The 25,685-nt window shown below is 61.2% G+C and carries 20 protein-coding genes; 4 read left to right on the forward strand and 16 right to left on the reverse strand.

Annotated elements, in window-relative coordinates; all coding sequences use genetic code 11:
- Positions 1-12 precede the first annotated feature (12 nt).
- From NN484_RS08635 to NN484_RS08655, 5 genes are all read right to left on the reverse strand, one after another.
- Positions 13-429 carry a RidA family protein gene (locus NN484_RS08635; protein ID WP_003225869.1) on the reverse strand — a complete coding sequence of 139 codons (417 nt, stop codon included), beginning with the start codon at positions 427-429 and terminating at the stop codon, positions 13-15.
- A gap of 57 nt (positions 430-486) precedes the next feature.
- Positions 487-1,806, reverse strand: coding sequence for a flavin-containing monooxygenase (locus NN484_RS08640; protein WP_215499637.1), 1,320 nt, complete (start codon positions 1,804-1,806; stop codon positions 487-489).
- Between the two features lie 186 nt (positions 1,807-1,992).
- Positions 1,993-3,327, reverse strand: a complete 1,335-nt coding sequence (locus NN484_RS08645; protein ID WP_274658892.1) for a TolC family outer membrane protein — start codon at positions 3,325-3,327, stop codon at positions 1,993-1,995.
- A 1-nt stretch (position 3,328) separates the two neighbouring features.
- On the reverse strand, positions 3,329-4,675 hold the full coding sequence (locus NN484_RS08650) for an HlyD family type I secretion periplasmic adaptor subunit (protein ID WP_274658893.1): 1,347 nt from the start codon (positions 4,673-4,675) through the stop codon (positions 3,329-3,331).
- On the reverse strand, positions 4,676-6,412 hold the full coding sequence (locus NN484_RS08655) for a type I secretion system permease/ATPase (protein ID WP_274658894.1): 1,737 nt from the start codon (positions 6,410-6,412) through the stop codon (positions 4,676-4,678).
- Positions 6,413-6,727: 315 nt separating this feature from the next.
- Here NN484_RS08655 and NN484_RS08660 point away from each other — a divergent pair, with 315 nt between their 5' ends.
- A complete protein-coding gene (locus NN484_RS08660; RefSeq protein ID WP_127651427.1) occupies positions 6,728-7,426 on the forward strand; it encodes a response regulator in 699 nt (232 codons plus the stop codon).
- Here NN484_RS08660 and NN484_RS08665 read toward each other — a convergent pair whose 3' ends face one another.
- Positions 7,427-8,905 (reverse strand): sensor histidine kinase, encoded by a 1,479-nt coding sequence (locus NN484_RS08665; RefSeq protein WP_127651426.1) that lies wholly within the window; start codon positions 8,903-8,905, stop codon positions 7,427-7,429. It lies immediately after the preceding gene.
- A gap of 73 nt (positions 8,906-8,978) precedes the next feature.
- Between NN484_RS08665 and NN484_RS08670 the strand changes: the two genes are divergently transcribed.
- Positions 8,979-14,927, forward strand: coding sequence for a peroxidase family protein (locus NN484_RS08670; RefSeq protein ID WP_274658895.1), 5,949 nt, complete (start codon positions 8,979-8,981; stop codon positions 14,925-14,927).
- 89 nt (positions 14,928-15,016) lie between these two features.
- Here NN484_RS08670 and NN484_RS08675 read toward each other — a convergent pair whose 3' ends face one another.
- The 5 genes from NN484_RS08675 to NN484_RS08695 form a co-directional block, all read right to left on the reverse strand.
- Entirely contained in the window at positions 15,017-16,480 is a 1,464-nt protein-coding gene (locus NN484_RS08675) for a GDL motif peptide-associated radical SAM/SPASM maturase (RefSeq protein ID WP_274658896.1), read from the reverse strand.
- 101 nt (positions 16,481-16,581) lie between these two features.
- The gene (locus NN484_RS08680) at positions 16,582-17,160 is read right to left on the reverse strand and encodes a DUF1842 domain-containing protein (protein ID WP_127651423.1); all 579 of its coding nucleotides are present in this window, start codon (positions 17,158-17,160) and stop codon (positions 16,582-16,584) included.
- Between the two features lie 42 nt (positions 17,161-17,202).
- Positions 17,203-17,823, reverse strand: coding sequence for a DUF1842 domain-containing protein (locus tag NN484_RS08685; RefSeq protein WP_215499647.1), 621 nt, complete (start codon positions 17,821-17,823; stop codon positions 17,203-17,205).
- 34 nt (positions 17,824-17,857) lie between these two features.
- A complete protein-coding gene (locus NN484_RS08690; RefSeq protein ID WP_215499649.1) occupies positions 17,858-18,043 on the reverse strand; it encodes a DUF1843 domain-containing protein in 186 nt (61 codons plus the stop codon).
- Positions 18,044-18,713: 670 nt separating this feature from the next.
- Positions 18,714-18,944 carry a hypothetical protein gene (locus tag NN484_RS08695; protein WP_274658897.1) on the reverse strand — a complete coding sequence of 77 codons (231 nt, stop codon included), beginning with the start codon at positions 18,942-18,944 and terminating at the stop codon, positions 18,714-18,716.
- Between the two features lie 41 nt (positions 18,945-18,985).
- On the opposite strand from NN484_RS08695, the gene NN484_RS08700 reads away from it, so the two are divergent.
- Together NN484_RS08700 and NN484_RS08705 are read left to right on the forward strand one after the other, a co-directional pair.
- Positions 18,986-19,354 carry a lysozyme inhibitor LprI family protein gene (locus NN484_RS08700; RefSeq protein ID WP_274658898.1) on the forward strand — a complete coding sequence of 123 codons (369 nt, stop codon included), beginning with the start codon at positions 18,986-18,988 and terminating at the stop codon, positions 19,352-19,354.
- Positions 19,355-19,427: 73 nt separating this feature from the next.
- Positions 19,428-19,721, forward strand: a complete 294-nt coding sequence (locus tag NN484_RS08705; RefSeq protein ID WP_274658899.1) for a DUF7660 family protein — start codon at positions 19,428-19,430, stop codon at positions 19,719-19,721.
- Positions 19,722-19,737: 16 nt separating this feature from the next.
- On the opposite strand, the gene NN484_RS08710 is transcribed toward NN484_RS08705, so the two are convergent.
- From NN484_RS08710 to NN484_RS08730, 5 genes are all read right to left on the reverse strand, one after another.
- Positions 19,738-20,055: a DUF6966 domain-containing protein gene (locus NN484_RS08710; protein WP_127651417.1), complete on the reverse strand. Its 318-nt coding sequence runs from the start codon at positions 20,053-20,055 to the stop codon at positions 19,738-19,740.
- Positions 20,056-20,118: 63 nt separating this feature from the next.
- The gene (locus NN484_RS08715) at positions 20,119-22,248 is read right to left on the reverse strand and encodes a TonB-dependent receptor family protein (RefSeq protein WP_274658900.1); all 2,130 of its coding nucleotides are present in this window, start codon (positions 22,246-22,248) and stop codon (positions 20,119-20,121) included.
- 225 nt (positions 22,249-22,473) lie between these two features.
- Positions 22,474-24,018 carry a methyltransferase regulatory domain-containing protein gene (locus tag NN484_RS08720; RefSeq protein WP_274658901.1) on the reverse strand — a complete coding sequence of 515 codons (1,545 nt, stop codon included), beginning with the start codon at positions 24,016-24,018 and terminating at the stop codon, positions 22,474-22,476.
- 87 nt (positions 24,019-24,105) lie between these two features.
- Entirely contained in the window at positions 24,106-24,969 is an 864-nt protein-coding gene (locus NN484_RS08725; RefSeq protein WP_425518806.1) for an AraC family transcriptional regulator, read from the reverse strand.
- Positions 24,970-25,189: 220 nt separating this feature from the next.
- On the reverse strand, positions 25,190-25,684 hold the full coding sequence (locus NN484_RS08730) for a PaaI family thioesterase (RefSeq protein ID WP_127651413.1): 495 nt from the start codon (positions 25,682-25,684) through the stop codon (positions 25,190-25,192).
- Position 25,685: the final 1 nt, after the last annotated feature.

The following is a 25,685-nucleotide window of genomic DNA, read 5'->3' on the forward strand; positions in this document are numbered from 1 at the left end:
CGGTCTGCCGACTTACTCTGGAATCACCGCCACCACATCAATCTCCATCAGCCACTGCGGCTGCCCCAGTGCCGACACCACCAGCCCGGTGGAAATCGGGAACACGCCTTTGAGCCACTTGCCGACTTCCTGATACACCGGCTCGCGGTAGCGCGGGTCGATCAGGTAGGTGGTGGTCTTGACGATGTGGCTCATGTCGCTGCCGGCTTCTTCGAGCAATTGTTTGACGTTGCGCATCGCCTGTTCGGCCTGTGCGCGCGGGTCACCGAGGCCCACCAGATTGCCGTCGAAATCGGTGCCGACCTGACCCCGCACATACACCGTGTTGCCGGCGCGCACGGCCTGGCACAGGTCGTTGTCCAGGGTCTGGTTAGGGTAGGTGTCCTTGGTGTTGAACATACGGATGCGGGTGTGGGTTGGCTTGCTCATGTACAGCTCCGGACAGTGGCGGCGAGGTGCGCGGAGCACCGCCGCGAAAGAGGGAAATCAAGCGTCGACGGTGTCGGCGGCTTTGGTGTTGGCGCTCGAATGCAGGGCCGCTTCACGCTGCTCGGCATCTTGGTAGTCGAGGTATTTGCGCTGGGTGGCGATGTGGTCGGCCACGTGTTTGGCGTCGTGCCAGACGCCCCAGATGAACGACGAGCCGCGCCGCGACTGCCATGGCAGCCCGAGGAAATACACCCCCGGCTCACTGGACACGCCGCGCTGATGCTGTGGTTTGCCCTTGTCATCAAACGCTGCGACCTGCAGCCAGGAATAATCCACGGCGAACCCGGTGGCCCAGATGATCGAGGTGATGCCGGCCTTGGCCAGGTCCAGATCGATCAGCGGATTTTTCACGCATTCGGGATCCGGATAGGTCTCGCGCGCTTCAGGTTCTTGCGGCAGGTCGAGACCATTGCGCTCGACGTAAGCGTCAGCAGCATCCAGCAGGGCGAGATAGTTTTCGTCGCCACGCTTGAGGTTGTCGCGCAGGTCCTGCTTGAAAGTCACCACGCCGTTGTTGAACGCCTCGGTCACGCCGACCAGGGTCATGCCGCGATGGGCCAGGCCACGGAAGTCGATGGTGCGCCCGCCATGGGCACCGCTGACCGCGATGGTCACGTGCTCGCGACCGGGTTTCATCGCCGCCTGATCCCACTCGCCGAGCACCCCCAGCCACCAGCAGAAATCCCGGTTGCGATAGGCACGCGGCGGACGGTCGTGAGCGCCGACCGAGAGGTAGACCTGCTTGCCGGAACGCTGCAGTTCATCGGCGATCTGCACGCCGGACGAACCGGCACCGACCACCAGCACCGCGCCTTCGGGCAGTTGCTGCGGGTTGCGATAGTCGGCGGAATGGATCTGCAGCAGGCGTGGGTCTTGGGGGGCGATCGGCGGGATCACCGGACGCTGGAACGGGCCGGTCGCCGCGACCACGCGGTTGGCCTCGATCACCCCTTCGCAGGTCTCGACGGTGAAACCCGGACGACCGACATTGCGCACCACGCTTTTGACCTCGACGCCGGTACGGATCGGCGCATTGAATTTCTTCGCATAGGCTTCGAAGTAGTCCGCTACGCGCTCCTTGGGAGCGAAGCCGTCGGGATCGACATCATCGAATTCCAGCCCGGGAAAGCGGTCGTGCCACGCCGGACCGTTGGCCACCAACGAGTCCCAGCGCCCGGTGCGCCAGCGTTCGGCGATGCGGTTGCGTTCCAGCACCAGGTGCGGCACACCGAGTTTGCTCAGGTGCTCGCTCATCGCCACACCCGCCTGTCCGGCCCCCACGACAAGCGTGTCTGTTTTTATTATTTCAGTGCTCATTTCTACATCCTTCCTGGCAAGGCAAGTGGATTCGGATCGCTTCAGGCTTGTCCGTTTTGCTTGCGGTCAGACTAGGCAGGAGGGGGGTATCGGTAAAATATTATTAAGCTGGGATGTGAAGATAAAATTCTGATGCAACGTGCTTGAGAGCTTACAAACAAAGGTCTTCGGGGCCGTTCGGGTTAATCAGAACGACAGACTTGGCCCCAGGTAACCGTTGACGCTTTCGATGTCGTCGTCCCCCAGTGCGCCGACGTTCGCCGCCAGACGCAGCCTGGCCAGCAAGTAGCGCAGTTTGGCTTCGAACAAGTCGCGGCGTGCGGTGAAGATCTGCTCCTGGGCATTGAGGATGTCGATGTTGGTGCTGCTGCCGGCGAGAAAGCCTTTTTTTGAGGACAGCAACGAGCGCTCGCTGGAGATGACGGCTTTTTCCAGTGCATGGATTCGCGCTTCACCGCTTTGCACACTGCGAAACTCCCGGGTGGTGCCGGAGATGATTTCTTCGCGGGTTGCATTCAGGTCTTCTTCAGCCTGATCCCGTGTCGCAACGCTTTGCCGGGCCCGCGCGCTGACATAACCGCCGCTGTACAACGGAATGTTCAGCTCCACCCCGGCCGAGGTATAGCGGTTGCGTTGATTCTGGGTCGACAGGGTTTCGCTGTCGGCAGCGGTGTAGCCCAACACCAGATCGAGGGTCGGCCAGTGACCGGCCTTGGCCTTGGCGACTTCTTCATCAGCCGTGTTGACGTTCAGGCGGCGGGCGCGGATTGAGGGGCTGTCGGTGCCAGCGCGGATGATCCACTCCTGTAGCGTGGCGGGCTGCAAGGGGGGCGTAGGAAAGTTGTCCTGCAGCGTCGCGACCTGCTCGGGCGCTTCGCCAATGTATTCCTGCAGTTGACGTCCGGCGACGACGAGGCTGTCCTGAGCTTCGATCAATTCGGCCTGGGCCAGGTCGCGCCTGGCCACGGCCTCATCGACATCGGTCACGGTGCCGTCCCCTAACTCGCGGCGGCGTTGAGTGGACGCCACTTGCTCATTCAGCGCGTTGAGCTTGGCTGCGGCCAGCTTGGCGGTTTCATGGGCCAGCAGCACGTCGAAGTAGCGCCCGGCCAGGCGCACGGCCGAGTCCTGTGCCTTGCCGTCGAACACCGCATTGCCATAGTCGGCCTGATACTGACCCTGGCGGTACTCGGCCATTTTTTGCTTGTTGAACAACGGCTGGCGCAGTTGCAGCGTGGCACCGCGCGAGGCGTAGTTCAGGTCGTTGGTGTGATTGTTGCCGTAAAGGTCAGGCTGTTTCTGCGTGCCATTGATGTGATTGTCGAACGCAGTAATACCGATTTTCGGCAGCAGGCCGGACTTGCCGATGGCTCGATTTTCCAGGGCCGCATCCCTCTCGTGACCGGCGGAGAGGAAGGTCGGGCCCTGAAACTGCATCAGATTCCAGGACTCACGCAGATCCAGTGCCGCCGCCGATTGCGCCAGGGCCAGCAACGCGGCCACACCGATCAGCCTGCGCACCTCATTGCTCCTTGAACGCGCTGTTTACGCGGTCGAGCAGGGGTTTCAACAGGTAGCTGAGCATATTGCGCTCACCGGTCTTGATGGTCACCGAAGCGGGCATGCCCGCGCGAATGTGATTGCTGCCGAGCATCGACATCCCCACCGGGGTGACTTCGATCTGCGCCAGGTAATAGGGCTGTTTGTTGTCCTCACTCATCAAGCGGTCAGCGGAAATGGTCAGCACTTGTCCGGGAATGTTCGGTGTCTGCACATGGTTGAACGCGGGAAACGAAATCGTCACCGGTAACCCCGGGTTCATGCGGTCGATGGCCTGCACCGGAATCATCGCGTCGATTTGCAGCGGCTCATGGGCCGGGACGATTTCCATGATCTTGAAACCGGGGGCAATCACGCCACCGACCGTCGACACGCTCAAGCCCTGCACCATGCCGTCGATGGGTGAGCGGATTACGGTGTGTCGCACTTGATAGTCCAGGGCTTGCAGGCGGTCGGTGAGGGCGCTGTTTTCCTTCTGCACATCGGCCAGCAGCGATTGCACTTCCTTGCGGTAGTCGTACTCGCGCTGAATGATGCGCAACTTGATGTCGGCAGCCTGGCCCCGGGCACGGGCGATGTTGTTCAGGTTGTCGGCCTGCGATGCGTTCAGATCGGACCCGGCGCGCTCCAGCTCCAGCATGCGATTGCGCGGCACGTAGCCTTCGGCGGCGAGTTGGCGCACGCCCACCAGTTCCTGATTGAGAAAGCCGATTTGGGATGAACGTGCGCTGTAGACACGCTGCAAGCCCTTGACCTGTGCTTCTGCGGAATTGAGCGATTCGCGCAGGATGTCGAGCTCGCCCGCCAGACTGGCGCGGCGCGTGATGAACAGATGACGTTGCAGGCGAATGGCGTCGGTCAGGTGTTCGTTATCGGCATAGCGTTTGAGCATGGACGGGTCGAACACCACGTCTGGCAGACCATCACGTTCGGCTTGCAGGCGGTTTTCCATGGTTTTGGTGGCGATGAATTGCGCGTTCACCACGCCTTGTTCCGAGAGTGCCTGAGTCGCGTCCAGGCGCACCAGTTCCTGATCCTTGCTGACGGTGTCGCCCTCGCGCACCAGAATCGCGTCGATGGTGCCGCCGGTCTGGTGCTGGATCGCTTTGCGGTTGCTGGTGACCTTGACCGTGGCGCTGGCAACGATCCCGGCGTCCAGCGGCGCGAGCCATGACCAGAGCAGAAAGCTGCCAAAGCCGACGATCACCAACAGCACGCCCCAGCGTGCCGGGCGTCGGTCGTCGACGTCGATATCGGCGATTGCACGCACCAGCTCCTGGCCATGCGGATCAACGCTCAAGGCACCCATTTACTCTCTCCCGCGCAGGGCTGACAGGGTTGGCGCCCCCACCGTTGGCAGCACGCTGGTCTGGCGCAGCGCGGCGAACACTTCTTCCCGGGGGCCGAACAACTGAGTGCTGCCTTCACGCAACATCAGGACTTTATCGACGGTGCCGAGGATGCTTGGCCGGTGGCTGATCAGCACGGTGGTGCAGTGCCGCTGTTTCAGGTCTTCCAGCACCTCGATCAGAGCTTTTTCCCCGGCGTCGTCAAGGTTGGCATTCGGTTCGTCGAGCACAATCACCGAAGGCTCGCCATACAGCGCCCGTGCCAGGCCGATGCGCTGGCGCTGGCCGCCGGACAATGGGTTGCCGTCGACATCCAGCGTCGTGTCGTAACCGCGGGCGAAGCGCAGGATCATGTCGTGAACGCCGGCGCGCTTGGCGGCGACGATCACCGCGTCACTGTCGACGTCGCCGAAGCGCGCGATGTTGTCGGCGATGGTGCCTTCAAACAGCTCCACGTCCTGGGGCAGGTAGCCGAGCCACGGACCGAGTTCCTGCTTGTTCCACAGGTACACGTCGACCCCGTCCAGGCGCACTTTGCCGCTGAGCGACGGCCAGATGCCCACCAGCAAGCGGGCCAGTGTCGATTTGCCGGAAGCGGAAGGGCCGATGATGCCGAGTGACTCGCCCGGTGACAGGCTGAAGTTAGGCCCGTGAAGGATGGCCTGGGTCATGCCCGGCGCGCCGGCGTGCAAGTGCTCCACCGAGATCATGCCGAGCGGGCGTTGCAGCTTCATCGCATCGGCGCGCGGAGGGAACTCCTGCAGCAGGTTCTTGAGTCTCGACCAGGCGCGACGACTGGTCAGCAATTGCTTCCAGGCACCAATCAATTGCTCCACCGGTGCCAGCGCCCGACCGCTGAGTATCGAGCAGGCGATCATCATGCCCGGCGTGATCGAACCTTCGATGGCCAATAGTGCGCCGGTGCCCAGAATCAGCGACTGCAAGGTAATGCGCACGAAACGCCCGAGGCCACTGATATAGGCGGCCCGGTCGGAGGCCAGGGTCTGCATTTCGAGAATTCGCAGGTGGCTGCCGAACCAGCGACCGGTGATCGCCGGCAGCATGCCCATTGCTTCGATGACTTCGGCGTTGCGCAGATTGTTGTTGGCGAAGGTGCCTGAGACCTGCGCGGCGATATTGGCTTCGCCCAACGGCTTTTTTGTGGCGACTTCGGTGAGCCATGTCAGTGCTACCAATATCAGCGAACCGCACAAGGTGACGATGCCCAGCAAGGGATGAATCAGATAGGCGACGAACAGGTAAATCGGCGTCCATGGCGCATCGAAAAATGCGAACAGACCATTACCGGTCAGAAACTGGCGGACCTGGGCGAGGTCCTGCAAGGCCTGCGCAGGGTTGCCGCCGGCGCGCTGCAGGTTGCGCTCGAAAGCCGCGCTAAACACCCGGCGATTGAGGGCCATGTCGAGCCGGTTGCCGACCCGGATCATCACACGGGTGCGCACCACTTCCAGCATCGCCAGCAGGGTGTACAGCCCCATCATCAGGATCGTCAGCATCAGCAGCGTGGTGAGGTTGCTGCTGACCAGCGCCCGGTCATACACCTGCAGCATGTAGATGGCTGGCGCCAGCATCAGCACGTTGATCACGCCACTGAATCCGGCCAGCGAATAAAACGTGCGGCGCAGCCGAAAAAACACATCGGCCAACTCGGATCGCGCGTGATTTTTCTTGTTCATCGGGAGGGTCCAATGCCGTGGCGTCATGTACCTCAGCGTAGGAGAGCGACTGTTGGTCGGATAACACCGCGATCCGGGTTATTGGCGATCGACAGATTTTTGACTGTTTGTGAGGTGTTACAAAACAATGGCTTGCCGGCGGGTTTTTCAGTCGCTTGTTATCCAGATTGCTTGTTGACGGTCAAAAATCGCCCGACTTAAGTCTAATTTCCGCGCTTTCGAGGTTCCCCGCACCCGACCGGTGCCCGACATCGCTGCGGGTTTGCTGCTATTAATCAATGGGGTCTGAATGCTTGGCTTAGACAGGAGCGCGTCATGAATCCGTTCATCCGCATCGGCATCGTCGATGATCATCCTTTGCTGCGTGAAGGTGTCGCCAATACCCTGCGAAAAAGGGCCGACCTGCAAGTCGTGGAGCAGGGTGGCAGTGCGGATGAAGCCCGGGATATCGCACTGCGGATGAGGCCGGACGTGATGTTGATGGACGTCAACATGCCGGGTGACGTGTTTGCAGCGGTCAGGTACATCGCGACGCAACTGCCGGACGTCAAGGTGCTGATGCTGACTGTTTCCGAATCGGAAGATGACGCCTATTCAGCGCTGGAGGCCGGCGCCAGGGGGTATGTGCTCAAGGGCGTCAGCGGGCCGGACCTGGTGCTGGCGATCCGTTCGATTGCCCGGGGCGAAACGTTTATCACCCCCGAATTCGCCAACAAACTGCTCAGCAACTTCAAAAAGCATGAAGCGGAAGTGCGCAAGATCGACCTCACCCACCGTGAGGAACAGATCATCCGCGAAGTCTCGAAAGGCCTGACCAACAAAGAGGTGGCGTCAAAGCTGTTCATCAGCGAAAAAACCGTCAAGTACTACATGACCTGCGTGATGCAGAAGCTGCACGCGCGCAACCGTGTTGAAGCGGTCACGGCGCTCAGGCGGCATTGGGAGCGCGAGGCTGTCGGGCGCTTGCACATAGGGGCGGTGCCGCCGCAGCTGGATGCCCATGGCGGGTCCTGATCAGACTCTGAGTCGTGCGCTGACCGAGGTGCCGCTGCCCGGTGAAGACTGAATACTGAACACCCCGCCCAGCGACTCCACGCGATAACGCAACCCGGCCAGCCCCAGCCGGTTTCTGCCGTGCCCGTCGACCACCATCGCATCGGCCGCCATGCCCGGGCCGGTGTCTCTGACTGTGATCCGCAGTGTCCCTTCTTCGTGGCTGGCGATAATCGTCTGGCCTTTGCCTTGCGCATGGCGGTAGGCATTGTTCAGGGTCTCCTGGACAAACCGGTAGAGGCACAGCTTGACCGGCAGCGGCGCTGAGTCCGGCAGTGTCGCGATATTCAATTGCACCTTGCTGCCGGTGCGTTGCTCATGCCGCTCAGCCACCAGTTGCAGTTCTTGCGTCAGGGTCAGGTCGTTGATTTCCGGAAGGGCCAGCCCCCGCGAAAGATCACGCACCTCACGCAGAGCATCGGTGGCGGCGCCGCGGATGGTTTCCAGCGACTCCTGATCAAGCGTGGTGCAGTGCTCGGCCAGGTCATCCAGACGGATCAGAATCAGTGTCAGCAGTTGCGCCGGGCCATCGTGAAGGTCGGCGCCGATGCGACGCAGGGTCAGTTCGTTGATGCGCGAGAACTCCTGGGTCGCGGTGTTGATTTTGCGATGCAGCGCCGCGTTGCTGACGTGCAGGCGAGTTTGTTCCAGCAACCGCAGTCGCAGTGACACTTGTTGGCGCTGGATGATCTGGTCGCCGCGCCGGACGAGGAAAAACAGCAGCGTCAACATCGCCAGGGTGGCGGTGCCGACCACCAGCCAGACCTGCTGGCGCACGCGGTTGATTTCCTGTTCCAGGCTTTCAGCCTTCTCATAGAACTCGCCCACGGCGATGATTTTTCGGGTGTTGAACTCGCGCAATGGCGCATAGATTTCGTAGAGCGGAACGTTGAGTTTGCGTTCGAACTCGTTTTCTTCCTGATCCAGGTCTTCAAGGTCGGTAACCACATTGCCCTTGAGTGCATCGGCGATTTCGTCCATCGGAAACTGCCGGTTGGTGATGGATTTGTCGGTGCTGTAAACCACCGTGCCATCGGCGCGCCAGATCTTGATCGAGACGATGTGGCGTTTGAGCGAGCGACTGTCCATCAGTCGATCCAGGGATTTGATGCTGTTGGGCGACAGACCGTTATCGCGACTCATCTCCTGCACATAGGGTTCCAGAAACGCCTCCATGTAGTGCGCACCAGCCTCGGCGGCACTTTGCACGGCCGCACGTTCTATCCGCGCACTCACCAGTTTGCCGACGAAAAACATGGTCAGCCCCAGGATCAGCGCGGCGGCGATGACGAACTGGGTGGAGCGGCTCAGGTGACGGGCGTGCAGCTTGATGCGCGAGCGCCAGACACCTCTGGAGGCCGGTCTTGATTCGACCAAAGTCTCAGTCTCATCGGCGACAAAAGTCTCGTTTTTTGATTGGACTTTTGCATCTTTTGCCATCGCGTCGATTTCCTGATGATCGTGGTAAGTCGGTTGAAAAACCTTGCGAGCCAACGGATATCCGGAGTTTGCCATGTACCAGCTAAAGCGCTTCACCCTCAATGCCAACGATATTTCGTTCCTTGAGCAGCAGGTGTCCTTTCCGACTATCCATATCGTTGGCTACGACAGCTCCGGTCAACCGCTGTACGGCTATGACGGTTCGGACGGCAATGTCCATGTGCTCGGGCTGCTCGGCAGTTTCAATCCACTCGACACGCCGCCCGGGGAACCCGTCTGGTACAACGGTGCGCGCGATCCGATCGGGCTGCGCGACGTCTCCGGTCATTTCAACAACCTGACTCAGGATGGGCAGAGCTGGGGCAGTTTCGCGCAGAACTTCATTCGCCTGACGCATTCGGACTACAGCCACTACGTCCAGCAAAACCTGGGTAACGCGGCACTGACCTCGGGCGCAGGCGTTCCGGCAGGTGCCACACCCTTGTCTGACAGTAGTTCACTGTACAGCGATCCGACAGCGTCACTGGTGGACTACACCCCCCGGATGATCAGCCAGACCATCGTCAGCGGCGGCGTCACCTTCGCCACCGACGCCAATGGCCATATTCAGCACACGGCCACGGGCGTGGCGATCGTCACCGATCCCGGCATTCTCGGCACCATCGGTGAAGTCGACACCAGTGCCCCGGACTCCGGTCAGTACTACATTCGCAACCAGAACACGGTGTCAGGCGACCCGTCGACCACCGGCTGGTTCACCCTGTTCGGGCAATTCTTCGACCACGGTCTGGACTTCATCAACAAGCCCAACCAGAACGCGACGATCACCATTCCGCTGGCGCCGGACGATCCGCTCTACGGCACGATCGGGCCGGATGGGCAGCCGGTGTATTCGATCAAGGTCCACCGGGCCTCCGTGGCTGAAGTGGACGGGCAGGGCCAGGCGCAGTACGTCAACCTCGATTCGCCCTACATCGATCAGAACCAGACTTACGGCTCCAATGACGCAGTCACGCAGTTGCTGCGCCAGTGGGTGGCCGATCCGAATCACCCGGGACAATTCATTGCCGGTGCGGCGCTGTTCGACGGCACGACACTGAGCGATGAAGCGGCCTGGACACTCAACGGCGTGCTGACCCACCAGACCCTGCCGACCTTGAGTGAATTGCGCGCCCACGTGCTGGCTACCGGTCGTGATGATCTGACCTGGGACGATATCGCCAACTTCCGCGTGCGCGATGCCCATGGCCATGTACTCGATGCCGATCCCAACACTGCTGGCGTGCAAGCGGTGTACACCCGCGAGGCGTTGCTGCTGGACATGAACCCGCACTTCGATGATGCGCATATCGACCAGGCTCGACTGATGTCGCTGGATTCGCACATCACCAGCATCACCTTCGATGCCAACAACCCTTACGGCATGGTCGTCAATTACGATAATGCCGGGCCGAAGAATCTGTTCAGCTTCGTCAACTTTGCTGATTTCACCATCAGTGCAGCGCCGGGCAGTGCCGACTACGCAGTAGCCAACGAACTGCTGCTGCAATCGGTGGGCGACCATTACATTGCCGGCGACGGGCGGGTGAACGAAAACTTCGGTCTCACGGCGATTCATCACGTGTTCCACGAAGACCACAACGTGCAGTTGATCAACCTGCAGAACGAGGTGCTGAGCCAGACCGACGTCAATGTGCGGCACAACTGGCAGGTGCAGGTCAGCAATGGCAGTGGCGGTTTTTATGCCGACGCCAATGGCAATTTCACCCTGGCCGACGGCGTCACGGTGTCATGGGATCAGGACAAATTGTTCTACGCCGCCAAACTCACCGTGGAGATGGAATACCAGCACGTGGCGATCGACCAGTACGCCCGGCTGATTACCCCGGACTTGCCTGAATTTGTTACCTACGATTCGGGGATCAACACCAATATCTCGCTGGAGTACGGTCAGGCCGCGTTCCGCTTCGGGCATTCGCAGTTGCGGGAAACCATCGATGCGCTGGAGAAAAACGCCAGCGGCGGCTACGACCTGACCGGCGCGATCACCCACTACGCACTGGAGCAGGCGTTCCTCAATCCCGGCGGTTTTGCCGAAGTGGGGCCAACCGCAATTGCTTTGGGCATGACCCGGCAGATCAGCAACGAAATCGATGAATTCGTCACCCCGGCATTGCAGCAGGGCTTGCTCGGCCAGCCACTGGACCTGGCGACCATCAACCTGGCGCGCGGTCGGGATCTGGGGCTGCCTACCCTGAACCAGGCGCGGCAGCAGATCCACGATGCGTTGATCGCAGAACGGGCGTCACCGGCTGGCGCGCAGCACCACACCAACCTGATCGTCGATGGCCTGACGCCCTATACCAGCTGGAGCGACTTCGCCAACAACATGATTCACCCCGAGTCGCTGGTGAACTTCATCGCGGCCTATTCGTTCGACGGTGATGTGGCGCACGCCCAGGCGATCATCGATGCCGATGCGACGGGCGTGACCACCAACTACGCCGGTGGCAGTGTGACGGCAGAGCAAGCGGCCTATTTCCTCTCCGGTGCGGCGGATCCCAACGGCAATCACGTGGCCGGTTATGACGGTTACAACGCGATCGACCTATGGATCGGCGGTCTGGCGGAAAAGCACGTCTATACCGGGCAACTGGGGACCACCTTCAATGCGATCTTCGAGGATCAGATGGAACGGTTGATGGACGGTGACCGTTTCTACTACCTGTTCCGCCTCGACCTCGGCTTGCCGGCGATGACCAACCTCAACGAGCAGGTGGTCACCGAGCAGTTCAAGGACATCATCGAGCGCACCACCGACGCACGGCACCTGGCCGGGGATGTGTTTGGTTACGCCGACAGTTACATAGAGTTGAGCTACACCGACTCGGGCGCCAGTCCGACCGCGTACAAGAGCGAGCACAAGTACGGCACGCTCATTGAAGCCAACCACATGGGTGTCTATTCGACCGGCGGCGTTGGTGGCATTGGCGGCAACGGCTTGCTGGTGAGCCTGAGCAATCCGGAAACACACACCTCACAAACCTACATCCGTGACTATCGGCCGGATCAGGGCGAGAACCCCGACGGCACCGCAGCCGTGGGTTACAACTCCCACGAAGTGCTGGTCGGCACTGACTACAACGACTGGCTCGATGCGGGTGACGGCGACGATACGATCTACGGCGAAGGCGGCGACGACATCCTCGATGGCAAGGCCGGTGCTGACCATATTTACGGCGGCGACGGCAATGACGTGATCTACGGTGGCGACATCGAAGACTTCCTTGATGGCGGCGAGGGTGACGACACCATTTATGCCGGGACCAGTGCCGGCGCCCTGGATGTGGTGATCGGCGGCAATGGCAATGACCACCTCTATGGCGAAGCCGGTATCGACGAGTTGTACGGCGGCGCCGGTAACGATTACATCGATGCCGGTGGCGACACCGACCTGGTCCACGGCGGCGACGGCAACGACGAGATCTATGGCGGCGACGGCCCGGATATTCTGTTCGGTGAGGACGGCGATGACATCATTTCCGGCGGCTCCACCGGTGACCAGGAATTCGGCGGTGTCGGCGACGACATTTTGCTGCCGGGGCTCGGTGGTGCTCCCGGCCAGGGCGATGGCGACGAGGCCCTTGGCGATGTCGGTTTCGACATTGCCGCGTTCAGCGACGTGAACATCGCGCTGGATGCAGCGGCGGATCTGAACAACCAGAACATCGTCGCCGCACCGGGTACCGGCGTGCTGTTCCAGCCGTTCAACGCCTTGCTCACCGACATTGAAGGGCTGATCGGTTCACGCTTCAGTGACAGTCGGCCCAACAGCGCCTCGCCGGCCAATCCGACGGCCGGGTTGATCGGCAACGCTACCGAGAACTGGCTGATTGGCGGCAGCGGCGATGACGTTGCCCAAGGCAACGGCGGCAATGATGTGATCGTCGGCGACTCGATCAAACTTGCCGACCTCAATCACCTGCTCGCCAGCCAGGGCTTCGCCGAACACTTCACCGGCCTGCAAGCCAGTCGTCCGGGCTTCATTCTGGGCGACAATCATGCTGCACCCGGGACCGCCGATGGTGCAGCCGATGCCGCGATCCTCAGTGGCAACTTCGCCGATTACAGCATCACCAAGTTCACCGACACTCGTCCGGGGGGCGAGATGATCACGGCGTTCAAGGTCGTGGATCTGCGCGTGGGGGCCGCGAACGTCGACGGTACCGATATCGTGATCGGTGTCGAGAAACTGCGCTTCGCCGATCGCACGGTCAATCTGAGCATCACCAACCATCTGCCCACCGGTAATGTCGCGGTGTCCGGATTCGCCACCGCTCCCACCACGCCGAGCCGGCCAGTGCCGACGCAGTATCGGCTGACGGCCAACACCTCGGCGATTCAGGATGCCGACGGCTTGCCCGGCCCCAGCGGGTTCTCCTATCAGTGGCAGGCGCTGGTGGGCGCTACGTGGCTGAACATCTCCGGCGCCAATGCCTCGACATTTGCTCCGACCTCGGCGCAGTTCGGTCAGCAAGTGCGAGTGCTGACCACCTACACCGACAACAGCGGCACCGTGGAGCAATTGACTTCGGATCCGACGGAAGCGGTAGGGCGCTTCATCGAAGGCAGCAACTTCTTCAGCAATACCCTCAACGGCACCAACTATCAGGACATCCTGATGGGTTATTCGGGCAACGACGTGCTCAATGGCGGCCTCGGATCGGATCTGCTGGATGGCGGCAGCGGCAGCGACATCATGCGGGGCAATGCCGGCAATGACATCTACGTGGTCGACGCCAATGGCGATGTGGTGCAAGAAAACCTCAATGAGGGCACCGACACGGTGACGTCGTCAGTCAGCTATACCCTGGGCGCCAACGTCGAGAACCTGACCTTGCTTGGCTCTAGCAACATCAACGGCACCGGGAACGGTCTGGACAACGTCATCACCGGCAACAGTGGCAACAACCAGCTCAGCGGGCTGGCGGGCAATGACACGCTGTTCGGTGGCAGTGGCAACGACACGATGCTGGCGTCGCTCAACGATGGCAACGACCACTACGACGGCGGAACCGGCACTGACACTTATGATCTGTCCGCCACGTCGGCGGCGGCCACGGTGGATTTGCAGGCAGGCACCTCCACCAGCACCCAGACCGGTAGCGACACCTTGACCGGCATCGAAAACATCAACGGCGGTTCCGGCAACGATCACATTCAGGGCGATGGCGCCAGCAACCTGTTGCAAGGTCAGGGTGGCAATGACTGGCTGGATGGCGGTAGCGGTAGCGATACCCTGGTGGGCGGCCAAGGGCTGGACGGCGTGTTCGGCGGACTGGGGAATGACACCCTGCGGGCGTCGGTCAACGACGGCAATGACACCTACGATGGCGGTGGCGATGTCGATACCTATGACCTGTCGGCGACCTCCTCCAGCGCCACGGTCAACCTGGCGACAGGTCTGGCGAGCAGTTCGCAGACCGGTGCCGATACGTTGATCAATGTCGAGAATGTGATCGGTGGTAGCGGTGCCAATACCTTGACCGGCGATGGTGGCAGCAACGTGCTGACCGGGCAGGGCAGCACGGACACACTCGCCGGTGGAGGCGGTAACGACACCCTCGAAGGGGGCGGAAATCGCGACATCTTGTCCGGCGGCGCGGGCAATGATCTGTTCGTTTTTTCTGCCACGGGCGACTCGGGCACGTCAACGTTGACGCGAGATGTCATCAATGACTTCACCCATGGCCAGGATCACATCGATCTGTCGTTGATCGATGCGCGGACTTCCGGAGCGGGTTCTGCCGGCAATCAGGACTTTACGTTCCTCGGCGAGTGGAATGGCGTGGGTACCGAGTTCAACAATCAGGCGCAGCTCAAGTATCACTTCGTGAACGTTGGCGGCGTGGATCACACTTACGTGGAGGGCAATGTCAATTCAGGATCGAGTGCAGATATTCAGATCGATCTGGTGGGGCATGTCGCGTTGACAGCAAGTGACTTTGTCGGCGTGGTTTGATTCAACAATGAGAAAAAAGGCGCCCATTTCAGGAGATGGGCGCCTTTGTTGCACACGCCTCGTTGCCGTCCGTTCTGCTGCAAGAGATCTCAGTTCAAGCGACTCGGCGCGATGCCCAGCAGCCCGGTCAGCGTGTTCATGATCGCCTGCTGCCGCGCTCGATTGGCCTGGTGTTCGGCTTCGGCGGCGGCGACATCGGCGTTGCAATGTGGACAGATCACCTCGTGCGGATAGATGTACTGCAAGCAGCTGCGGCACAGGCTCAGTTGCGGGGCGATCCGGCCTTGCTCCGGCGATTGCTGGCCCTGATTGATCCACGCCAGTTTGACCACCTGACCGCTGTCACTGACGCTGCTGACCTTTTCGCCGGTGTCGATGCGTTCGGTGATCAGGTCGAAGCGGCCGACCGCGAACGACTTCTGCGCCGCTTCCTCGACCTTGACGATGCGCTCGCGCAGCCCACGCTTTTGCAGCTCCAGCGTGCGGTAATGGCAGTAGGGGTTGTTGCCGGGTTTGCCGAGCAGCGAATGCGAGGTCCAGGTGCAACCGCCGCGACACACGTCGTTGTAATAACAGCCACGGCAGTAACCCCACATGTCATCCACCGAGCGCAGGCGGCCGAAATGCATGCCTTCGCTGTAGTGCCAGATGTCGTGCAGGCTCATGTTGCGCACGTTGCCCCCGGAGAACCCGACGGTCGCCAGTGACGGGCAGCCTTTGACCGTGCCGTCGGCTTCCAGCGCCAGAACCGTCTGGCCGGCGGCGCAACCGGTCCAGTGCACGCGTTCGTCACCGAAGCCGCGCCACAGGTGTTCATACGGGCCGTAATAACCGATGTTGTTGCCGACGTTCATCAGCAGGCCACGGTCGACACCTTCACGATACAGGCGTGCCAGCAACGGCATGACGTCCAGCAGTTGATAGGGTTGCAGCAGCAACTCCGGGTGATCCACCGCGTTGCCCATGGCGACGGTGATCTGGATCTGCCAGTGCGTGGCGCCGAGTTCGATGATGGTGTCCATCAGTGCCGGCAAGTCCGGCAGTGTGGCGGCGCCGATCTGGGTGTTGACGCTCACCGCCAGTCCTGAGGCCTTGGCCCGGCGCAGGGTGTCTACAGCCTTGTCGAACGAGCCGGGGACGTTGCGCACCGCGTCATGCAGCGGGGCGAGGCCGTCGAGGGAAATGCCCACGCCGTCGAGCCCGGCATCTATCGCCGCCTGCATCTTCGCCGGGGTCAGGTTGCGTCCGCCGGTCTGGATCGCGCAGTACATGCCGTGGTCGTGAATGGCCTTGATCAGTTGCGTCCAGTCCTTGCGCAGATAGGCTTCGCCGCCGATCAGGGTGATCTCGCGGGTGCCGAGCGCGGCCAGCGAGTCGATGACGTCCAGGCACTCGCGGGTATTGAGTTCGTCAGGCCGTCGATGCCCTGCGCGGGAGCCGCAATGCAGGCATTTCAGGTCGCAGGCCAAGGTGATCTCCCAGACTACGTGCACCGGCACGTAGCGTTTGAGATCGTTGTCGCTGAGGTAACGGGCAGGGCGCACGTCTGACATGGGAAATCCTTGCGCACAGTTCTGTGCGCGCTACGAATGGATTGACCGCGGTTGAAAAGCCCCGGGTGAGATCCGTTGCGATCTCTCCCGGGGCTTGCCGGCTAGCGCGCTTCCAGTCGCGCGATTTCCGCTTTCAAATGCTCAAGAGCGCTACGCAAGGCGCCTTCGTGCGCCACTTGTTGCTCGGCCTGTTGCACCACGGTTTTGAGCTGCGCCAGATCGCCGCTGGTCTGCGCCTGCTGCACGGCCACGGCGTACAGTGGCTGCGGGTGTGGCCCCGGATGCGGTTGCTCGCTGGGTGCCTGATGCACCGCGACATGCTTCACTTCGTGCCACTGGCCCTGTTCTTCATAGCGATAATCGACAAAACCGCTGTCCCAGTCGCTGCCCAGAATGCCTCTGAGGTGGAACGTCTGGGCGATTTGGCTGGGCGGGCGGCTCGGGCCGCCGTCGAGGGTGAGGATGATGTGGTTCTCGACATTGGCAGTCAGTTTGGATTCGGAAAAACTGCCCCAGACCGGTTCCCGGTAATTGACCGTCGGCCAGGTGGCCTGGAACACACTGGCAATCCCGCTGACACGTTTGTGCGCAGTATCGACCAGCAGATCAAGGGTCAGGACCGGTGCACCGAGCAGTGCATTGCTGATGCTCAGACGGGTGTGAAAAAGTCCAATCGACATGGTGCTACTCCCTAAAGTGAATGGCGGATCAAGTGGCCTGACTCAGCGGCTCTGCAGCCGGCTGACTTCTTTCTTCGCCGCTTCCAGTGCGCTCTGCAGTTGCGGTTGTTGGTCGAGTTGCTGCTGCGCGAGTTTGGCCAGATTTTTCATCTGCGCCAGGTCACCGCTGGCGATCGCACTTTGGATCGGCGCGGCGTACAGCGGCAGGATCGGTGGGTGCGGACTGATCACCGGGCCCGGGTGGTACGGTGAAGGCAGCGACTCCTGCAGATGCGCCGGGGCGTTGTTGACCTCGTGCCAGCGTTGACCATCGAAATAGCGATAGTTGGCGACGCCTTCGCGCCAGTCGGTGCCGACTACCAGACGCACATCGAAGTTATCGATGGAGTTGGAGCCCGGCCCGCCGTGATTGCCTTGGGCGGTCACGAGGATTTTGCTGACCCCGGGCGACATCACGGTGAGGTAGGTGTACTCACCCCAGACGTCTGAATGCACGTCGAGTGGCGGGTTGGTTGCCTGGGTGATCACGGCGGTGCCGTTGACTTTCGCATTCGGCGTCGAGACCAGCAGGTGCAGGGCCAGCGACTGCGCCCCGGGCGCGCCGGTGCCGATGCGATAGCTCACCGGGAACAAACCGACATTTTGCTGAGTAGAACCGGACATGTTGATTGCCTCCATTGCAATGTGATTGATGGCTTCAGGGCTTTTCGTGCCTGGAAATTTCCCTGGCCAGTTCTTCGTACGCATCCTTCAGGTCTTGCGCTTCAGGTTTACGGGTGTCGCGCTGTTGCAACAACGTCTTCATGTGCTGCACATCGCCTTGCTTGATTGCGCCTTGAATGGCGACGCCATAAGGCGGGATGTTGGCCGTTGAACGGGACATATCGAGGGTTTCCTCATCCGTGCTGCAAATCCGCCCCCCGATGAAAAGGGGCGCCTTACCTGACAGACAGGCCGCCTCTGCCTGCTGGAACCCCGGCAAGCGAGCAACCTGATCCGTCGGGATCTGATCGAAGGGTGTTTTCAGTTCGCGCAGCGCCGGCGCATGGAGGCCGGCGCCCGTGTCCTCAGCCGAACCCGCCGGGCTGGACTTCGGGAGCGTCGCGAGTGGCCTGCCGCAGTGGCAGACGTGGGGAATTGACCGGTACGTTGTTCATCTTTCTGTCCTTGAGAGAACACAACGAAACGCAGGGATCAGTTGCGCGCTCGGCAAGAGCGCAGGAGAACCGCAAGCACAAAAACCATCCCTGATTTCTTTTCCAGTGCCGCGACGGGCGAGCGCGTGACCGCCGCTCGCGGGTCGCTGGCATATAGCCAGCCACGCAACCCTAGATCCGATTTCGCGGCCCTGCCAGACAAAGCGCCGAACGGTCGTGGGCGGGACATTGGCGGGTAGCAGGAAGTATCCGCCCAAGGCTTTCAAGCCATTGAGCGGACACAGGTATTTGTATGGACGAGACGGGGGCAGGGCAGCGCACACCGGATGGACTCATTGGCAATAAGCAACCCACCCGTTGGGCATATTCGCGCGGCGCTGCTCTGTAGTCAGTGGACTAATTACCGTCGGCGACCTTGCGTTCGATCGCATCGGTCTTACGCTTGAGTTCCTCGGCCTCTTGTTCCTTGGTGCGGATCGAGGTTGGGGTAATCACCTCGTCCACGGCTTTGGTGTCATCGTCGCTGTCTTGCAGATCCCGGCGAACCACGTCGACCGGTTTGCCCGAGGAATCGAGCGGTGGCGCGTCATGAGGGATTGCAGGCTTGATATCGTCGGTGCTTTTCATTACTCATACCTCCATTGACTTACAACGTTGGATACGACGACATGACGCGAGTTCGAGAAATTTCATCGGTGATCGGCGTGCTACTCGGCGCCGGTTTATGGCTGGCCGCCGATTCGGCATTCGCCGCCAGTTTTGACTGTGCCAAGGCCAAAGCGGCGGACGAACAAGCGGTCTGCGCCAACCGCACCCTGAACGATCTGGATGTGACCATGGGCGAGTTGTTCAGCCTCGACAAACGCCTGCTGCCGATGGGCGGACGCGATGCGCTGATCGGCGAACAACAGGCCTTCCTGAAAAGCCGCAAGGCCTGTGGCGCGAAGGTGAGTTGTCTGACCGATCTGTATCAGAAGCGGGTCGCGGAGCTGCGCAACATCATCGAGACGCGGGTGATGACGCAGGGACCGTTTTGACGGGCTGATTGACCTCAACATCGATGCATAGCAGCATCCCGGGCAAACCATTCGCCAACAGGAAAGTGCCACGATGTCTGCGCCTGATGATCTTGATGAGTTGCTGGAAAGCGTGAGCGACGAGCAATCGTTCATTGCGTTTATTCAGGCACTGGGTACCGACTTTGCCCGTGAGCGTTCGGTGAGCGAACCGCTGTCGCCCTATGGCCGGGGCGCCCTGGGTTGGGAAAATGGCTCTGTGGATGCGTTTCTTGAGGCTGCGGGTGCCTGGGCGATCGCCAGTTCCAGACAGGCGGCAGATGTCTCTTCAGCTAATGTATGGCAGCGCTGTGCGAGCATTTTGCTGGCGGGTAAGTTTTATGAGTGAGCCGGGAGAGGGAATGTCAGTTTTGCGAATCCCTGATTGCCTCGGCCAGTCGCGCAGCCTCGGCACGCAACGTGTCGAATTGTTCGTTCAACTCGACGTGGCCGGGTTTCCAGGCGAATACGCCATCGACACGACTCTGCCCTAAAACCACATCATTGAACGAACCCATTCCACCGTAGGCCGACAATAAGTAGGTGACCCCGGAGTAATCGGAGTCAAGAAGACGCGCTCTTGCGCTGCGCATCCACTGGTTCCAGTGCGTGTCTCCATCGCTTTCAAGTATCTCGATCAACTGACCCAGAACATTGATCAGCTCCTGCGTTTTCGGTCCCATTTCCCGGAAACCTCCTTTTTGATCGAGAGCGCTTTTTACAAGGGTTGCCAAATCGGTAAAGCCTCAAAGCAAACTCCACGACACCCCGACATAAACCCCCAATCCTTCACCCGGCGTAGACCGCGCTGCATCCTGGCCCTTGTCGTCATACCCCGGTGTGACCGTCGCGGCGTAGTGCTGGTTGGTCAGGTTGCGCAGGTCCAGCCAGGTTTGCCAGTCGTTTTTCGGCGCGTTGTAGCCGACGGTGGCACCGAACAGTGCGTAGGGATCGGCGTAGTAGCTGTTGGCGTAATCCACCGCGACCTTGGACACCAGTTGCGTGTTGACCGCGGCGAAGAAGCCTTGCGGCCAGTCGTGGCGCAGTTCGCCCTGGTAGTAGTGCATCGGCAGGCCGGGCAGGCGGTTGTCGCCGAAACGCTGGTCGTCGCGGTAGTGGAAGTCGCTGAAGGTGTAGGCCTGGCGCAGGGTCAATTTACGCCCGTCATCGGCTGACCACAGCGTGCTCTGCAGACTGGCTTCGACACCCTGATGCACGGTGGGGCTGGCGTTGAGTTCGTAAGGGGTGACGGTGTTGGCGTCCGGCAGCACCGAGAGCAATTCATGGCGCACCTGCGCGTAGTACCACGCCAGGCTCCACTGGCCGAGCGCGCTGTCGCCACGGCCGCCGAGTTCGAGGGTGGTGGCGGTCTGGTTTTGCAGTTTGATCGGGTCGCGCTGGGTGCCGGTCGCCGGACCGTTGCCGGCCGGGAAGCGGATGTTCGAACTGTAGATCAGCGACCACGGATGTGGCGCTTCGACCGAACGGCTGAGGTTGCCGAACAGTTGCAGGTCCGGCGTGACCTGATAGCGCAGGCCCAGACGCGGGGCGTAATCCCAGTCGTTCTGGCTGGTCTTGCCGCCGCTTTGCGGGTAGGTGACGGCGCTTTCGCGGCGGGTGTAGAGGGCGGCGAGGCCGGTGGTCAGCCACAGATCGTCGGCGATCTCCAGGTCGTTGCCGACGTGCAGAACGGTGTCCGAACCCTGATAGGTGAAGTTGCGCATGCGGGTGCCCGGCGCGTAGCCGGCGGTGTTACCGCTGGGGATGCGTACGAATTCGCTGGCGCCGTCGTTGGGCAGGTGTTTGGTGGTGCGCAGGCCCACGGTGCTGCGGCTTTCCATCCCGAGAAAGGTGTCGCGGCGCTTGTAGTCGAAGGTGCCGCTGACGTCGGTGTAGGCCACTTTCAAGCGATTCGGGCCTTCGCGCAGGTCCATCGGGTAGTCGTGATAGACCAGCCCGGTCTGGATGCTTGAATCGTCGTCGATGTAGTAGGTGGTCTTGTTGCCGATGAAGGTGCTGCCCGGCTGCTTGCGGCTGTCGTCGCGCGACACGTAGGCCGGGTTGGCCGCCCGTGGATCGTGCTCGATCGAGTGCTTGGTCACGCGCCCGGCGAGGTCGTTGTCGGTCTGCCGGTAGCGGAAATAGAAACGGGTTTCCAGGTTCGGGTTGAAGCGATAGCCGAAGTTGGCGATCACGCCCTGACTCTCGCTGGCGGTGTGATCCGGATAACCGTCGGCGTTCGAATCGGTCAGCGACACGTAGTAATCGAAGTCGCCCAGCACCTGCCCGGAGCTGACCTGGCGCTGCTGATAGCCGTGGCTGCCGGTGGCATAGCGCACCTGCAGTTTCGGCGCGTCATAGCCGGTGTGGCTGACGTAATCGATGGCGCCGCCCAGCGCCAGTGCGCCGCGATCGAAGCCGTTGGCGCCGCGCAGCACCTCCACATGGTCGAGCCACAGCGGTTCGAGCAATTCGTAGGGCGTGCCGCCGGGGCCGGTCAGCGGCAGGCCGTCGAGCATCGTGTACAGCCCGGAAGCATGGGCGCCCGGAGCACGGTTGATCCCCGAACCACGGATCGAAATCTTCACCCCTTCGTTACCTGCGGACTGCGCGTAGACCCCCGGCTGATACGCCAGCACATCCTGATTACTCGCCACCTTGCCCTGCAACGGCTGGCGCATGTCGACCACGTTGGTGCCGCCGGGCACCTGCGCAAGGCGCGCTTCGGCCTCGGCCACGGAGGCGTCTGCGCCGCTTTGCTCCTCAGCCGAAATCAGCACCTGGCCCAACTCCATGCCTTTGGGTTCCTCGGCCATGGCCGGGCAGGCGAGGGCCAGACCCAACAGGGCAGTGGGCAGGGATTTGGGCGAGGGCATCGAGGAAACTCCAGACAGACAGGAACGGGCAATGAACAGTGCGACGCAACAAGGAACGATGGAAACACATGGCAATTTTGCTTTTTTGCCGGGGAGCGGGGCGGAAGATACGGCGGCGATTACTCGGGAGACGGCACTCAGGGCCGTAAACGCGGACGACTGGCCGCATTGGAGGACGGCCAGTCGTCTGGTTTGCCTGCGCGTCAGTCCGCGCGCAAGTGAGCGTCAGGCGATTTTCAACGCCTGCAGAATAATCAGCGATGTCTCGGCAAATGCCTGGGCCTGTTCGGTCAGTTCGGCGAGATTCTCCTGGGCCGTGAGCAGAGGCTGATCCCCCTTGAGCAGCACTTCGCCCTGATCACCGATAACGCTCCATGCCAGTTGCGCCCAGTCTTGCGGGTCGGTCATGCCTTGCTTGAGCGCAATCAGGAACAACTGCTGGAAACGGCTGACCGGCACACCGCCGCCGGTGACCGGGCTGGCGAGCACCTGAATGTTGCTGTTGAACAGTGCGCGTTTGCACAGTTGCAGGTTGAGTGTGTTGCAATGCTCCTGCACCTGTCTTTCGGCGGCTTCGCTCTGGCACGGCGCGGCGACGCCCATGCCGATCAGCACGCTGACGGCCTGCACCAGGTCGTCATAAGCAACAGCGCCGACGGCCATCGACAACTGCTGCAAGGTTTTTGGTGCGTAGGCATTGGCGGCGAGCGCTTCGAGCACCGGGCCGTAAATGTCCGCCTGTAACGAAGCCTCGCCAGCGGGGCCGGTGACCATGCCTGGAATGTGTTCAATGGTTTGCAACAGGGCAAAACGGCTTCTCAGCAGGCCATCGCGCTGCTCGGCGGCAGACAGCCGATTGGCGCCGCGCACGTACAGATCGCGGCGGAAATGCTGATTGACGAAGTAGTCACGCGCCTGCTCGCGCATGATCGGGTGCTCGATCCCCTCGAGAAAGTCCATGCCTTCTGCGCTCAGATTCAGCGGGGCCACCGTGTCCAGCGGCACGGCGGTGGTGGCGTAGTCCAGTTTGGCTGAGGTCATGGCATCGACCACGTCCGTGAAATACATGCAGTTCCAGTCGCGGTTGAAGTATTCATGGGCCACGTACTGACGATTCTGGCCCTTGATGCTGTTCAACTGGGCGCCCAGGCTCGGCGCTGCGCTGGCGTATTTGGGATTGGCCGCCAGCAGCGCCTCGGAAAATTGCAGTGCGGCATCGATGCGTTTGGCCGGGCTGGTAGCGGTCTGGCTGGCAAAGCGGTTGTGCAGGCTGAACAGATTGCGCAGTGGCGCCGAAGGCGACCAGCCCGGGAAGCAGTTGTAGCTGACGTACAACATGCCGCCGGGTTTGAGGTGACGGCGGGCGAACTCGACGATCAGTTTCTGGTTGTCCCGGCTGACCCACGTCCAGATGCCATGCAGGCTGATGCTGTCGAAGGGCGGCAGATCATCGCGGGCCAGCAATTGCTCGAAGCTGTCGTCATACAGCCGTGCCTGACTGTTCCAGTCGCTCGCCAGCGCGATGGCATGGGCCGCCTGGGACGGCGTGAAGTCCGTGCCGACATAGTTTCCCGGGTTGGCAGCGGCATGGATGTTGATCGAGACGCCCTGGCCGAAGCCCAGTTCGCAGTGGTAGCCGTCGGCATTCTCCAGCGTGGCAAAACCGCGCAACAACAAACAATAACGCTGGAACACCGGGTTGATTTCCCGGCTATACGAGTAGGTGTAACCCTCGTCGGTGAAATACCCTTCGTTCCAGGCATTGCTCATGTGTGCACCCATTATGTCGAGAGAGAAAGCCGCTCTTATAAGGGGTTGGCCTTGCGCACGACAAGCGGAAAAACATGTCAGTGAATCTTACGCTTGCAGCGGCACGTAAATATCCGTCTGCCATTGCGCCTGCGGCGTCTCTGGATGCACGCTCAGGTAATGGAAAAACAGCGGATGATCGCGCAACTCTTCGCCGCTGGTTGGCAGCCAGTCGCGGTAGATCGGGTAGATCGTTTCGCCGATGTGATCCGGCGAACCCATATGCCGCACCACCACACAGCGACCGCCGGGGATGACCATTTCACGCACGCCGAATGCGTTGGGCGCCACGGCCTCGTCAATCTCGCCGCAGATGGCGAAGCGAAAATCCTCCGCCGGCGTGGTGTCGGGGTTGTTGTAGGGAATGCCGAAGGTACGACTCGACGCCACGGGCGACTGGCCGCTGTGCAGGCGCCACGCGATGAATTTCTGCACGCTTTGCTGAACCTCTGCCGGCGCGCCGCAGTGCTCAAGCGCGGCGACCCGCACGGTCGGGAAATCGATGATTCTGGTTTGCATGATGACGCTCCTGGAAAAGTGAGGGATGGCAAATACCGCATTCCAGGTCTGCCAGTTCGGTTGCTTCCTGAAGGCGCTCGGCGTCATGCCGAAGTCGCGCCGGAACGCTCGGCTGAAGGCTTCCGGGCTCTCGAAACCGGCGTCAGACGCGGCGTCCAGTATCGAGTGTTCCGGCTGCGCGGCCAGTTGATGAGCTGCCCGGCGCAAACGCATCAGTTGCACATAGCGCGAGACCGGCACGCCAATGAAGGCGCTGAATTGCCGATGGAAGTGAAACGCCGAAAAGTTCGCCACCTGACTCAACGTGCTCACCGACAGGTCACCCTCGAGATGGGCATCGATGTAGGCGAGCACGGCATTGAAGCGTCGGGTGTAGGCGAAGTCGGTCGGCAGTTCGGACACTGGGTGGAAACTCCTGAGAAGTGCGGTCTGCAATAGCCTCGTCGATTTTTGCGTAGGCGCGCCTAGCCGCGTTTGCTCAAGTATCGGTTCTGTAGGAGCTGCCGAAGGCTGCGATCTTTTGAGGTTGATTTTTGGTGGCCTCCATCGAGATCAGAATCAAAAGATCGCAGCCTCGTTGCACTCGACAGCTCCTACAGGGGGGCGTGGGGATTCAGCGCCCGTGCGCCGCATCCGCCAGTTGCCCGGTATCGACCCGCACAAACACCGAATCGCCAATCGCCGTCAGCACATCTGCGGCGTACACCTCGCAGATCACCCGCGTCTTGCGCCCGACCTCGCCCTCGACCCTGGCGCGCAAGGTCAGCGGCACGCCCATCGGTGTGGGTTTGATGAATTTGATGCCGAGGTTGCCGGTCACGCAGTCGATGCGCGGCAGGCTGCCCGGTGCACGCTGTTCGTCGCGGTAGTGGTAGGCCATCGCCGTCCAGTTGGAATGGCAGTCGACCAGCATCGCCAGTAAGCCGCCGTACACCAGGTCCGGCCAGCCGCAGTATTTGTCGTCCGGCAGGTGTTCGGCCATGACGTGCACGCCGTCCTCGTGCCAGACGCTTTTGACGTGCAGCCCGTGAGGGTTGCGGCCGCCGCAACCGTAGCAGACGCCCTCGGGGGCGGCGAGGTCTTGCAGGGGCGTATCGAAACTGGACATG

It is taken from the genome of Pseudomonas serboccidentalis (assembly GCF_028830055.1).
Taxonomy (GTDB): Bacteria; Pseudomonadota; Gammaproteobacteria; order Pseudomonadales; family Pseudomonadaceae; genus Aquipseudomonas; species Aquipseudomonas serboccidentalis.

Bases quoted from the DNA above. Each gene is read 5' to 3' on its own strand.
- NN484_RS08715 (WP_274658900.1), bottom strand. From the start codon at position 22,248: ATGCCCTCGCCCAAATCCCTGCCCACTGCCCTGTTGGGTCTGGCCCTC.
- NN484_RS08655 (WP_274658894.1), bottom strand. From the start codon at position 6,412: ATGAACAAGAAAAATCACGCGCGATCCGAGTTGGCCGATGTGTTTTTT.
- NN484_RS08670 (WP_274658895.1), top strand. From the start codon at position 8,979: ATGTACCAGCTAAAGCGCTTCACCCTCAATGCCAACGATATTTCGTTC.
- NN484_RS08660 (WP_127651427.1), top strand. From the start codon at position 6,728: ATGAATCCGTTCATCCGCATCGGCATCGTCGATGATCATCCTTTGCTG.
- NN484_RS08635 (WP_003225869.1), bottom strand. From the start codon at position 429: ATGAGCAAGCCAACCCACACCCGCATCCGTATGTTCAACACCAAGGAC.
- NN484_RS08685 (WP_215499647.1), bottom strand. From the start codon at position 17,823: ATGTCCGGTTCTACTCAGCAAAATGTCGGTTTGTTCCCGGTGAGCTAT.
- NN484_RS08675 (WP_274658896.1), bottom strand. From the start codon at position 16,480: ATGTCAGACGTGCGCCCTGCCCGTTACCTCAGCGACAACGATCTCAAA.
- NN484_RS08665 (WP_127651426.1), bottom strand. From the start codon at position 8,905: ATGGCAAAAGATGCAAAAGTCCAATCAAAAAACGAGACTTTTGTCGCC.
- NN484_RS08680 (WP_127651423.1), bottom strand. From the start codon at position 17,160: ATGTCGATTGGACTTTTTCACACCCGTCTGAGCATCAGCAATGCACTG.
- NN484_RS08700 (WP_274658898.1), top strand. From the start codon at position 18,986: ATGACGCGAGTTCGAGAAATTTCATCGGTGATCGGCGTGCTACTCGGC.
- NN484_RS08730 (WP_127651413.1), bottom strand. From the start codon at position 25,684: ATGTCCAGTTTCGATACGCCCCTGCAAGACCTCGCCGCCCCCGAGGGC.
- NN484_RS08705 (WP_274658899.1), top strand. From the start codon at position 19,428: ATGTCTGCGCCTGATGATCTTGATGAGTTGCTGGAAAGCGTGAGCGAC.
- NN484_RS08690 (WP_215499649.1), bottom strand. From the start codon at position 18,043: ATGTCCCGTTCAACGGCCAACATCCCGCCTTATGGCGTCGCCATTCAA.
- NN484_RS08720 (WP_274658901.1), bottom strand. From the start codon at position 24,018: ATGAGCAATGCCTGGAACGAAGGGTATTTCACCGACGAGGGTTACACC.
- NN484_RS08710 (WP_127651417.1), bottom strand. From the start codon at position 20,055: ATGGGACCGAAAACGCAGGAGCTGATCAATGTTCTGGGTCAGTTGATC.
- NN484_RS08695 (WP_274658897.1), bottom strand. From the start codon at position 18,944: ATGAAAAGCACCGACGATATCAAGCCTGCAATCCCTCATGACGCGCCA.
- NN484_RS08640 (WP_215499637.1), bottom strand. From the start codon at position 1,806: ATGAGCACTGAAATAATAAAAACAGACACGCTTGTCGTGGGGGCCGGA.
- NN484_RS08650 (WP_274658893.1), bottom strand. From the start codon at position 4,675: ATGGGTGCCTTGAGCGTTGATCCGCATGGCCAGGAGCTGGTGCGTGCA.